We start from the raw sequence: 12447 nt of genomic DNA, 5'->3' as shown, positions 1-12447 counted from the left end.
CGAACCGCCTCGATCTTGAACTCATCCGTATAACGCTTCGTGCTCATAACCACCTCCGCCTAAGCCATAGTTTATGGCTGCGAGGTGTCTACGAAATCCTGGGCGATTCACTTCCGGCCAGAAGCGGACGTAGACCGTGCCCTTTTTTCAAACTGCGTTGGAAGACCCCGCGACCATCTGGCACGGCTCGGGCCCCTCCATAACTGCGAGATTCTGTGCGCCCTTGAAAGCCTAGCATGCACCCCAAGCATTGGATTTGGGTTTTGGGCCGTTTGCTGAAGCCAGTTCGAGCTTGCTACGGGCGTAATAGTCGAGACCGACAAGCGGCACACTAACTCAAAGAAAGCTGCACCATTCGGATCAGTCCCCGGCTTGCCAAGAAGGTCCGGGGGGTCTGACCTTGTTCAATCCACCCGTCGACTCGAAGCTCCGAACCTGCATCGGGCGAGCCCCTACAATCCGAGTCGCCCCCTCGGCACTATGGTCGAGAGGCCCCGCACCCAAAACTTCGAGAGATTGATGGACTTCCTTGAACTAGCTGCTGCCGATATCACCGCCCTAGATGACGGCCAGCTACGAGAGCTGGTCGCTCGACTAGCGGAAGCCGAGCTTCGCGAGCAGGGGATTCCCCGGTCGAGTGTGCAGGCCGGCGGGGCCCAGGAGGCGGCTGATGGCGGACTGGACGTTAGCGTCGCGACCGTACGCCCTCTCGAGCGGCCAGCCTTTGTCTTACGTACGCACACCGGGTTCCAGGTGAAGAAACACAGCATGAGCCGCGGGAGCTGCAAACGCGAAATGCTCGAGGAGGGTGAGCTCAAGGACTCGATCAAGGCACTTGCCGATGAGAAGGGGGCGTACATCATTGTCAGCGGCAAAGACAGCTGCTCGGCGACCATGTACAAGGAGCGTCTCGCCGGCATGGAGGAGGCGCTGAAGACCTATGGTGCGGACAGGGAACTGTACTTGGACTTCTACGGAGCCGACAGGCTGGCGTTGTGGCTGAAGAGCCATCCAGGTGTTGCGCTCTGGGCGCGGGAAAAGCTTGGCAAGCCGCTGGCTGGGTGGCGACCCTACGGTCGCTGGGCCTCGACACCGAAGGCCGATAAAGACGTTTTTTTGGCCGACGCGCATCCCTGCGTGATTGATGGAAGCTCCAACGATAAGAACTTGATGACGATCATGGAGGGCCTAGAATTGGCGCGGGCGCGGCTGCGGTCCGGCTCTCGCGCAGTCCGCATTACCGGACTGTCAGGCGTGGGTAAAACCCGCTTTGCACAAGCGCTGTTCGAGGAGAACGTAGGAGACGACGCGCTGCCGGCCACCGACGTTCTCTACGCTGATCTGGGTGAAGACCTGATGCCTTCGGCATCAGCTGTGGTCACCCACCTCATCGCCAACAAGCTGGCGAGCTACGTCGTTCTGGATAACTGCCCTCCAGAGACGCACCGATTGCTGCAGAAACAGTTCAGTGCCAGCACCGCCCCGCTGCATCTACTGACCATCGAGTACGACATCTCCGACGACCGACCGGAGGAGACCGATGTCATCCATATCGAGCCGGGTAGCGAGGATACAGTTACAGCGCTCCTTCTTCGGCGCCATCCCAAGCTCAACCAATTCAATGCAGCACGTATCGCCGAATTCGCCGGAGGCAACGCCCGACTGGCGCTGGCGCTCGCTGACCGGGTGGAGGCGGACGAAACACTAACGAGTTTTAATGACGAACAGCTCTTCCTGCGACTGTTTCAGCAGCGCAAAGGCGAGTCGGCGGACCTGCTCCGGGCAGCAACGGTCTTGTCGTTGGTCTACTCGTTCAACGTCTCCCGCGAAGAGTACGGGGATGAGCTCGGTATCCTGTCGGCGATATCCGAGGTCCCACGTGCGGACCTGCAGCGTGCCCAAGCTGAGCTATTGCGCAGGCAGCTCGCCCAGAAACGAGGCAGCTGGCGCGCCGTGTTGCCGCATGCCTTCGCAAACCGGCTCGCACGGCGCGCATTAGACGATTACGAATCGGAGGACATCAACCGCGAGCTTCTGAAGCCCGGGAACACCCGGCTACTCCAGTCCTGTGCCCACCGCTTGGGATACCTCCACAACAACGGACGCGCCCGCGAGTTAGCGCTCACTTGGGTTCAGCCGGGCGCGCCATTAGCCAACCTCGCGGTACTCAGCGAGGAACACCTCGTGGTTCTCAACCATTTGGCTCCGATTTTCCCGGACGTTCTTCTTGCTGCGATCGAACAATCGGCACGCATTCCCGGGTTCGCCGACCGCGCAAACCCTAACATCCAGCGCTTTATCAGGCTCCTCGTCGATCTGGCTTATGACGACAAGGCCTTCGACCGTTCGGCCAATATCCTGCTCAGCATCGCTCGGACTGAGCGTCATGGAGAGAACAACAACAGTGTCGTGGGCCGATTGCGCCAACTCCATCAGCTATATCTATCCGGAACCATGGCTAGCCCGGCGCAGCGTCAGACTCTTGTTCGGGGGCTGCTTGCGAGCGGCGAGCCTCGTGACCGTGAGATCGCCGGCGAGCTGTTCCGAGCAGCCTTTGAGGCGGGGCCGTGGACATCTTTCGGAGGATTTCAGTTCGGCGCGCGCGACCGTGGACCCGGCTGGACCCCCAAGACCGAGCAGGAGCTGCGCGACTGGTATGACGGCTTTCTCGCGCTGCTCAAGCCGGTACTCGAGTCAGACGATGACTCATGCGAGTGGGCGATGTCGCTGATCGCAGAAAATTTTCGACAACTCTGGACCTCTGCCGGCAGCTTTAGCGCCCTGGAATCCTTGGTAGCAACGTATGGTGCAGGCGGGGGGTGGCCTGCGATTTGGTTGGCCATCGGTAAGACCCTCGAGTACGACGGCGCGGCTCTTGATCCGGCTGTATTGCGGCGCCTGGAGGACTTGCAATCTATGGCGGCACCCTCCGACTTGGAATCGGAGATCCGCGCCTACGCCTTCGTCAACGAATGGTCGCGCCCCCATCCTAGGGACCACGACCACGAAGTGGGAGTGATGCAACTGCGAGAGCGCGTTTTCGTCTTGGGGCGATCGCTCGCCTCCGACCGGGACCTCTTCGAGCGCCTAGCGCGGCAGATCTGGGCGACTCGCATGAGACCGGTCGCTTGGCTGGGTTACGGCTATGCCGAAACCCACGGAGATCTGGAAGCCCTGGCGGAGGTGTTGATCCGGTCGTTCAAAGCACATGCCCCAGACCGCGCCAGCATCGATTTCATCGAAGGCTACTTGTCGGCGACCGCGGAGCGCGACGCGGCCCTCCTGCCCCGAGTTCACGAGAAGTTTCTGGCGGAGCCCAAGCTCAAGCCGTACAGCGTCTGGCTACTTCTGGCTATACCGATCACGCCGTGGGTGAGCGCGCGGTTGCTCGAGGTCGCTCGCCAAGGCAGTGTGCCCGCGGCTCATTTTGAGGGGGTTGGTCATGGCAGACGTCATCAAACTATGTCTGACTTGGAGCTTTCAGCGCTTACGAACGCAGTCTGCCGCCTGCCAGAGGGATACCACTCGTCTTTTGACATTCTCATCATGCGGCTACACGCAAGGGCTGACTGGAACTACATCCCGGGGCCTGAGATCTTGTCGGCCATTCGAACGGCATTGGATCACCTGTTGCGTGATCAGGCCACCGACGCGAACCGGCCTGCCCATCACGGCATAGGCAAGCTGATCGTAGTAGCGCTTGGTCCTGGTGCGCCCGAAGAAGAGGTGGCCGGGCTCGTTGGCGTGCTCTGTGACAGGGTCAAGGAGTATCGACTGTCCCGGCCGAATTACTCCGAGGTGCTGTCGTCATTCATCGAGGCACGTCCGGAGATGCTGCTCGATGCACTACTCGAAATCGAACGTCATGATCCCGAGTCTGACGCGGTTGAATGGCTGTTCCGGCAGCGCTCCGGTGACCGGTCGCCGTCGCTGAACCTCGCATGCATCGATCGACTCCTGACGTGGTGCGGGGAGGACGCTCAACGTCAGGAATTCGTTGCGCGTAATATCCGTGTCTACGACGCAAAAGGCAGATCGATGGAGGACGATGATTCGACACCCACAGTTCTACTCAGTATGCACTTCAAGACGCTTCTGGAAGTCGTACCCGACAAGTCGAGCCTGATCGAGTTCGCTAAATGCCAAGCTGTGCCGAGCAGTTGGATGAACTCACGCATTCCGATTATCGAGGCCCGTCAGCAAGCGCTTCGCGAGCTGATTACGCATGAATCGCCTGAGGTCAGGGCGCTCATAGCGAAGACGGTCGCGGACCTCGATCTACTTATCGAGCGTGAGTGCAGGCAAGAGGAGTCCGAACACCACGCGAGAGAGCAGCGGTTCGAATAGGAGACGGCGACTCACGAGCCTAGATGGGCAGACGAACGAACGGTGTCGGGCCAGGGCGGGAGCAAATTTCTCGTTGTTCCGGTCACGCGCAGCGGCGACAAAGTTCGCCTGAGCAAGAATCCCTCGGCGGTAGACTACTGGTAAATCGTTCGTAAGTTGGGATTTCCTAGGAACGGCGCCCGGTTTGATCCGGAAGCGGTTCTTCCCACCTCCGTTGTACAACCCTAGCCCTAAAACTGGACAGCAGCTTCGCTGGGCTATGAGTTGGGTCAACGTCCGCTTCCGGACAGAAGCGGACATCAACTAAAGCTTGAGTTAAGCCGACTGGCGAAGTCAGTTCGGCTTGGATGAACTGCTAGACATACCCGTGCCCGCATTGAGCATGAGCCTTCCCCTGCCAACAGCCCCGAAAGTCGAAGTATGCGCCCAGAAGAACAACCCAAACCGGGAACCTAACAACTGGAAAAGCCAGCAACTGGTAGCTAACCAACTTGGCAGACCACTCGCCGTCAGCGAGGAACGAGGCAAGCAGGGACCCCGCGCAATCTCCAACATGGAGCGCCACACGCACGGCCCAAATTGAGCAGCGAAAATCGACTCGAATCAAGTCCTGTACGCAGTGCCAAGCTCGATGCTGTCGCAGCCATCAGGATTTGAGCTTGCCGTAATAGTAGCCGCCCCTGTCATCGTAGATCTCGATCTTGCCGCCGGCCTTAAGGTTGCCGTGGTAGTACCGACCGGTGTGGTCATACAAGTCAATCCTGCCGACACTCTTCAACTTGCCGTGCCAGTAATTACCTTGCGGATCGTAAATGTCGATTCTTCCGCCGTCTTTCAACTTCCCGTAGTAGTAATTGCCACTGGGGCCGTAGAACTCCATCTTTGCCATGACACGTCCTCGCTTGATCTCTACTCCGGAAGTACCGCCGCAGCGATCTTGTGCGCGATATCTTCAATGCTGTCCGATGCAGTTGAGAATCCTGCTAGGTCGGGCAGAATGCCGCTGTACTGTCTGACATCGTCGAACGTAACGTTGTCCAGAACCGGGATCAGCGTGCTCTTACTCAACAATGCACCCAATTCGCGCTCCGTCCAGAAACGCCCGGCCAGATAGGCTGGCGTTAGCAGTGCGATTCCCGAACGCGCCTTGCGCAACCCGACGTCCATCTGCAACGACTGACTGCGACCTGGGACGATGGCCACCTCGTCGAACCAGACCGCCACACCAAGTGCTTCCAGGTGGTCTCGCAATGCACTGGCCGCGGAATGCCCATCGATGCGGGCATAACTGAGGAAGGTGTCGTATTCGCGTGGGTCGATCGTCGAAACGGCCTCATGGACCCGATCAGCCAAGCGAAGCTCGGGCTCCGTGTACCGCACCACGGAGGATGTCGATCGCAACTGCTGGTTCAGCATGGCGATGCGTTGCCGGTCACGAGCCTGCACGCGGCGATTGTGGTCATTGAGACTAGCGATCGCTTGCCGGTTGTGGGCATCGACGCGCCGTTCCTCCTCGCGCAGTCGCGCGTTGATGTTCGCCACGACCTGTCGATTGTGGGCCTCGGCCTTACGGTTGTGTTGGTCGACAGCGCGCTTGTTGGCACGATTGATCTGGTCGACCTGCTGCCGAATTTGTTGCTCGGCCCGGCGCTGGGCTTCCCGCAGCTTTCGGTTGAGCTCATTCACATTAAAGCGTGCCAAGTTTCACTCCTAGGTTCGGTGAGTAGGTACGGGCAACAGGCGGCGGTCAGAACCTGAGCAATGCAGCCCGATCCTTGAGGTACGTCTGCGTCGCCAGGAAGAGCAGCTTGAGCGTCAGCACCAGGCCCAGCACGGGCAAGACAGCGCCAAAGCCCTGTGCCAGCCCCTGCACGGGCGATGCCGCGAGCATGCGCATGGCCACCAATATCAGCACCGGCGGGACGACAATTGCCGCAAGAAGCAGAACAAAACTACGGATGCGACGGCTCAACACCGCTTCGACAATCTGCAATTCCGTTTCAATGAACTCAATTAAGCGTTGCATGTGACGATGTCCTGAGGAATTCGGGAAAACCCGGGAAACGGAGTTCCCGGGCTCCGGCTGGCATGCAGGGCTGTTTGATGGCGGTCTAGCGTTCCTTGCGGACACCCTTGAACGGCTTGGGGTCGGCCTTCTGGTCAATGAACTTCCCAGTGTCGGTATCACGCTTGGTCCAGCGCTCGTTCTGGGGGTTGTAGATCTGACTGCGATCACGGACGGCGCCATTGCGGTGTCCGTCCCCTTTGGGAGGGTTGGTTGCCATGGTTTACATTTCTCCTTGTAAATTTAATTCATGTAAACCCTACTCCCGTGGTTTACACTGTGTCAATAGGGTTGGAATGCCGTAAACCGAGGGTGCGCAATGTTGGGATCACGTATCAAACAAGGCCGCTTAGCGGCCGGCATCTCCCTGCGTGAGTTGGCACAGAGCGTGGGGCTAAGCGCTATGGCCATCTCGAAGTACGAGCGGGATCAAATCAAGCCGTCCTCGGAGACCTTGTTGCGCCTGACCAAGGCACTGGGCGTACGCACCGAATACTTCTTCCGGCAGCCGAGCATCGAGCTGACTGAAGTGGACTTCCGTAAGCACGCCAAGCTCTCAGTGCAGGAAGAGGCCAAGGCACTGGAAGACGTGCGGGAGAAGCTGGAACGCTGGCTAGAGCTGGAGGCGGTTATCCCGGCCTCTTGGCCTAAGGCTTTTGCCCTGCCTAAGGGGCTCCCCTCTCAGATCCATACTCATGAGGAAATCGATGCGTTGGCCGATCGGATTCGCGTTGCTTGGCAACTGGGAACCGGGCCGATCGGCAACCTCATCGACAAGATGGAAGAGGAAGGCATCAAGGTCATCCTCACCCCCCACGATGGGGGGAAAAAGTTCGACGGCCTTGTGGCCCGGGCCAATGGCCATACCGTGATAGTCGTGGGTCAAGATTGGCCCGGCGATCGCCAGCGTTTCACGCTGGGGCACGAGCTAGGGCATCTGATGTTGCATGGCCGCCTATCAGCAGACCTCGACGAGGAGCGGGCCTGCCACCGCTTCGCCAGCGCCTTCCTTGTTCCCAAACAGGAAGCCCTCAGGTTGTTGGGGACCTCGAGGTCGTGGATCGAGCCACGCGAGTTGTATTTGCTCAAACACGAGTGGGGCTTGAGCATGAATGGATGGCTCTACCGCGCACAGGATTTGGGAATCCTCAACAAAGCAGCTGCACGGCGGCATTGGGAGTTCTTCTCCCAGCAAAGCGAGGGAGGAGTAACTTGGCGCCAGCACGAACCCGGGAGTGCCTATACCAAGGAATGCCCGCTAAGGTTCGCACAACTAGTGTACCGGGCCTTGGCCGAGGATCTGATCGGTGAATCCAAGGCCGCTGAGCTATTGGGACTAACCTTGGTGAGCCTGCGCGCACGCCGCCGCATGGATGCGACCGATGCAGCTGGTTGTCACTGATGCCAACATCATCATCGATCTGGCGGCCGGCGGCTTGCTGGAGGATATGTTCCGCCTTCCTGGTTGGGATTTCTGTGTTCCGGACACCCTGTACGTAGAAGAGCTGGCCGATCATCACGGTGTGTTGCCGGGACTGGGGCTTAAGATCCTGCCCCAACCAGCGGCAGCTGTGGAGTACGTAACGCAGCTGCGCTTGCGTTACCAGAGACCCAGCGTCAATGACCTGTTTGCGCTGGCCTTGGCGAGAACCTTGGGCTGCGCTTTATTGTCTGGCGACGGCCCTCTGCGTGCCGCCGCCGACGCCGAAGGGATCGAACTCCACGGCACGCTTTGGCTCATTGAGGCGCTGTTGAGGGAACACGTCTCCGTGGAACGAGTGGCTGCCGCTTATGAGGCAATGCGACGCGATGGCAGCCGCCTCCCATGGGATGATGTCCAGGCCCAAGTCGAACGGTGGCAGCAGGAGAAGCACGATTTGCGCTAGCTACGACAACGCTCGGAACCGACGTTTGTCCGTACGGGGAAGCGCAAATGTCATGGCCCCTCCTGGCTGAGGAGGGACCATGCAAGATGCTAGATCTTCGATGGATCAAATCCCATTTCAGTTAGGAAGCGAGATGGTTGCTTGCGGTACCCACGATAGGACCGCGGCCAAGTGATCACAAGTTGTTCTTTGGTTCGCGTTATAGCCACGAAGCAACTCCTTCTCTCCTCCTCCATCTCATTGCTGGTGTCGCCGGCTTTGACGCTTTGGAAGGATGGAAGCATTCCCTCACAAGCGTTCACGAGATAGACGTAAGAGAACTGAGCTCCCTTGGCTGCGTGAATGGTCATCAACGTGACGGTCTGGGGGCGCGCAGGTGGTTCCTTGCTCTGAAGGGACATATGCTGAAGAAACTCCTCAAGACTGAGGCTCTTGCCATATTGTTGGGCAATAGACCTGTCCAGAGACTTCCAAGCTCGACTATCCTCGTCCAAGTCTAACGCCACTCCGTCAGGGGACGATTTAGGATCGAACGTGTCGACGCAGGTAGAAATGAATGCTTTGTAGCCGGTCGGGTTGAGCACGAGTTGGTTAAGAGCAGTAATGACGGTGCTGCTCTGCTGAGATGCAGTCATGGAATTTAGCCACTCGCTCAGGAAGCTACGACCTGACGCGCCAGCCTGCGCACAAATCAGCTCGGCTGAGTAGATCGCTCCGCACCAGCGATTGAAGGCATTGATCATGCTTGAGAAGTTGCGTACGTCTTGGGGACGCACGATCTGCCGAAGCGTCGCATGAAGCCAACGGAACTGTGCGCTAGCGAAATCATCTCTTCTCTGCGCGACTGCTGCATTGACGCCTTGAGCCTGCAGCGCCTCCTTCACCAGTTCAAGTCCCCCTCGACTACGAGCGAGCACAACTGTCTCACCCCAGATCATTGATCCGTTCGCTTTAATCATTGAGGCGACGGCATTCGCTTCATCCCTTTCGGAAGCGTAAGCGCCGAGCAGGATGGAGTGACTGGCAGGCACATGCCCTTGAAGCTTCCCCGCTGTGAGGGGGAGCTTCGTCGAGGTTCTCGCAGAATTGTGTCTTACGAGGTTGTTTGCCGCGTTAACGATCGGTGCCGGGCATCTAAAATTGGTTGGTAGCTGGATTAGTTGGGGGGAGAAGTCGGCGCGGAATCGCTGGAGCTGCGCAAAGCTTGCACCATTCCATTGATAGATGATCTGGTCGTCGTCTGCTACGACAAAGACATTCTTAAACTTCTCTCCAGCCAGTGCTTTAAGCAGCTTGTACTGTGCTGGATTGGTGTCCTGGAACTCGTCAAGCATCCAGTACTTGTAGGTCTTCCTGTACCGCTGCGCGATGCCGTCGTACCTGCTAATGAGCTGATACGACCTCATGATGAGAGAGTTGAAGTCGAGCGCGTTGACCAGTGCAAGCTCTTCCTCATACGCACCATAGATCTCGGCAGCGACAAGACCCTCATCGTGATCACGGAATTTCTCCGCGCTTTCCTCTGGTGGAACGAGCATGCCCTTGAGCTTGTCAATGATGCGCAGAAAGCGCTCAGCGTCCTCGGTCCCGGGTATGGACTTGCGCCTCATTGCATCCTTCAGAAGTTCCCTCCGATCTTCATCTTGCGAATAGACGGAGAAGCCTGGCTCGATACCGATGTGCGAACCATGCTGCTGAAGTATCTGCATGCAGAAGGAATGGAAGGTTCCGATGAACGCGCGTTCGTCGACAGCAGGACAGAGCGCATGCGCGCGCTCCAGCATCTCATTCGCTGCCTTATTCGTGAAAGTGAGTGCCAGCACGCGGAAGGATTCATCCGGGGACTCATCAATCAGTCTTGCGATACGGGAGGTTAGGACCATTGTCTTGCCGGTGCCCGGACCGGCTAGAACGAGTAGTGGATTATCGTCCCAATTGACTGCGAGCAGCTGCGCTGGCTGCAGTTTTTCGTTGGAGCTGGTCATGTCAGTTCAAGCCTCTCATCTTTCGAACCGCATCGGTGAAGGCTTGCGGCATTATCGGTAGTAGTGCAGGGTTGTTTGCCAGTCGGGCGCAAATCTGCACCGCAGACTCGACCTTCTTCTTTGCTTTGATGTTCGCCAATAGGTCAGCTTCAGATGCGGTGGCGGCATCTCGTACCCCAATTGCTGCACCAACTTCGCGCATGAGCGCTTCTCCGCCTTGTCTGAAGAGTTGGGTCTCTACGTCACCGTGAGCATGTAGCGCGCATCTCGCGTCGAGCTGTGCTTGGGTGAAGCCCGCTTTACCGAGAGAGGACATGTAGTCTCGTCCGGCAGAATCGTTATCAAAGATCGCCAGCCAGGGAATACCAAGTGCACGGGCAATCACCGCAAAGTGGGTTGGATTGCCGTTGTTCTTGCAGTCGATTACGGAGACCCCATGGGCATCCAAAGAGTAGCCTGCAGCCTCACCAATGGCGTGGCAGAGCAGGTAGTCGCTCTGTCCCTCGACGAGAAGCCACCTCTTAGCGAAGAAGATCTCTCCTCGAATGCGTCTTGCGAACTCGTCGAGAGCAGATAGAACCTCGTCCGAAACGAAGTTGGCGGAGCGATTCTTCAGATCCGCGAGAGCTTGGTTGATCTTCGCCTGCTCAGGATGCCCAACAAAGAGAGGTAAGAGCTTCCTGTAATCCCCGTCCTCAAGCTTTCCGTGAACAATGAGCTTGGAGCGACTGGCGTCGAAGGTTAGGTGATCGCGGGTGGCAACGAAAGCAGCTAGAGGCGGAGCACTAGGTATGTCCGCCTCAAATTTCTCTGGCAGGTAGGCAACGGTTGTACCTGACGTTCCGCCTCTGACCAGGCGAAGATCTCGGAACGGAACATGCTGCACGAAGTACGGCGAGTGAGTAGTTACGACCTTCTGACCGGGTAGGGCGCTGACGTGACGCCAAAGTGTCCGCGTCGCTTGCGGATGAAGGTGTGTCTCGGGCTCCTCAAGGGCAAGAAAGGCCTCCGAGCCATCGCGAAATAGATCGCGAAGAAGTTCCTGGACGAATGCGTGGAACACGAAGATGACCGAAAGGCTCTGGACACCCCTACCATGCTGATTCAAGGGAAGCCATGGATGGCTTGCAGTGTTTTTGAGGATGACCTGAGATCGTGAGATGAGGTCCCAAGTCTTGAAGGGGACAACTCGTATTGCAACTTCGCCCGGATTGTCCTCACTGGCGATGCCATTGATACCCTGCAAATTCTTAGAAACGCGTTCCACACGCGGGTCAGCGGCAAGGAATCGCTTGTTAAGGATGTCGAAGATTGACTCAGCGCGCTGAGCGAGAGAGCTGGGGATGTTAACGGCGCGCAGGATCCTTCCCCAGAACTGAGACTTGGCTGAAAATTCGTCCTTCGCGTCCCTAAGCGCGTCAAGGTAGAAGACAGGGATGTACTCAAAGAATCGGGTCATGTTGATGCTTCTTGCCCCTGCTCCCCGCAGCGGACTACGGCTTGAGTTGAGGAACTTCCACTCAGGGACGTAGCTTTCCTGAGCGCCATCCCAAGAGCACGTGGTGCGCATGATGATGGTCCCGCACCCAGTTTCTGGATCGACATTGATGATGTCGGTGAGTTCGTTGTGAATGTCCTCGCCCCACTCATCTGGTTCTTGCTCGGCGAGTTCGACTTCGATCTCGATGGGTTTGGCAAGCTTTGGATCAGCTTCGTCGCTATCGAGGCGGATGTCGTACTCGTTGAACCCAGTTCCCCGTTGACCCCATCGACGCGTAAGAGAGATCCGGAGAGCTTCCAGAATCGCAGTCTTGCCAGCGTTATTGGGACCGATCAGAACGGTAGACCTGCTCAGAGGCAAGTCCAAGTCTGCAATAGAGCGGAAATTCCTAATCCTTACACGAGTGATGTGCATCTTGCGCCCCCTGCGCTTCTCCTGAAGTTCGCAGATTACCCATGTTCACGAGTGTTTGGCAGGTCTTGCAACGCCGCCTAGGCTGGGTGCAATTAAACGGCTATCGTATGTTCAATAGGTTAACACCCTGCGGGTGCTCCGACGTTCCCCCGATTTTGAGTAGCGCGGCGATTTGGAGTTCAATCCCCAACGAGACGGAGATTGGACATGAAGAAGCGCTTTTCCGAAGAGCAGATCATTGGCTTCCTG

The 12447-nt window shown here is 57.7% G+C and carries 9 protein-coding genes; 3 read left to right on the top strand and 6 right to left on the bottom strand.

What is annotated here, in order from left to right:
* Positions 1–519: 519 nt before the first annotated feature.
* A complete protein-coding gene (locus ACVOLV_RS20835; RefSeq protein ID WP_481556028.1) occupies positions 520–4347 on the top strand; it encodes a hypothetical protein in 3828 nt (1275 codons plus the stop codon).
* Between the two features lie 646 nt (positions 4348–4993).
* Here ACVOLV_RS20835 and ACVOLV_RS20830 read toward each other — a convergent pair.
* The 4 genes from ACVOLV_RS20830 to ACVOLV_RS20815 all read right to left on the bottom strand — a co-directional run bounded on the left by ACVOLV_RS20830 (position 4994) and on the right by ACVOLV_RS20815 (position 6632).
* Complete coding sequence (locus tag ACVOLV_RS20830; protein ID WP_312226583.1) at positions 4994–5236, bottom strand: hypothetical protein; 243 nt, start codon at positions 5234–5236, stop codon at positions 4994–4996.
* A gap of 20 nt (positions 5237–5256) precedes the next feature.
* On the bottom strand, positions 5257–6048 hold the full coding sequence (locus ACVOLV_RS20825; protein WP_481556027.1) for a toll/interleukin-1 receptor domain-containing protein: 792 nt from the start codon (positions 6046–6048) through the stop codon (positions 5257–5259).
* A gap of 46 nt (positions 6049–6094) precedes the next feature.
* Positions 6095–6373, bottom strand: coding sequence for a hypothetical protein (locus ACVOLV_RS20820; protein ID WP_481556026.1), 279 nt, complete (start codon positions 6371–6373; stop codon positions 6095–6097).
* 85 nt (positions 6374–6458) lie between these two features.
* Entirely contained in the window at positions 6459–6632 is a 174-nt protein-coding gene (locus ACVOLV_RS20815; RefSeq protein ID WP_312226580.1) for a hypothetical protein, read from the bottom strand.
* 99 nt (positions 6633–6731) lie between these two features.
* On the opposite strand from ACVOLV_RS20815, the gene ACVOLV_RS20810 reads away from it, so the two are divergent.
* Both ACVOLV_RS20810 and ACVOLV_RS20805 read left to right on the top strand, forming a co-directional pair.
* Positions 6732–7814 (top strand): helix-turn-helix domain-containing protein, encoded by a 1083-nt coding sequence (locus ACVOLV_RS20810; protein WP_481556025.1) that lies wholly within the window; start codon positions 6732–6734, stop codon positions 7812–7814.
* Positions 7795–8298 (top strand): PIN domain-containing protein, encoded by a 504-nt coding sequence (locus tag ACVOLV_RS20805; protein WP_481556024.1) that lies wholly within the window; start codon positions 7795–7797, stop codon positions 8296–8298. The genes ACVOLV_RS20810 and ACVOLV_RS20805 overlap by 20 nt, the downstream gene beginning before the upstream one ends.
* Positions 8299–8387: 89 nt before the next feature.
* On the opposite strand, the gene ACVOLV_RS20800 is transcribed toward ACVOLV_RS20805, so the two are convergent.
* Positions 8388–10283: an ATP-dependent helicase gene (locus ACVOLV_RS20800; protein ID WP_481556023.1), complete on the bottom strand. Its 1896-nt coding sequence runs from the start codon at positions 10281–10283 to the stop codon at positions 8388–8390.
* A 1-nt stretch (position 10284) separates the two neighbouring features.
* Entirely contained in the window at positions 10285–12198 is a 1914-nt protein-coding gene (locus ACVOLV_RS20795; RefSeq protein ID WP_481556022.1) for an ATP-dependent nuclease, read from the bottom strand.
* Positions 12199–12447 lie beyond the last annotated feature (249 nt).

The organism is Stenotrophomonas sp. STEN023 (assembly GCF_056760135.1).
Note: the sequence above shows the minus strand (reverse complement) of the source record. Positions and strands in the feature narration are given on the sequence as shown.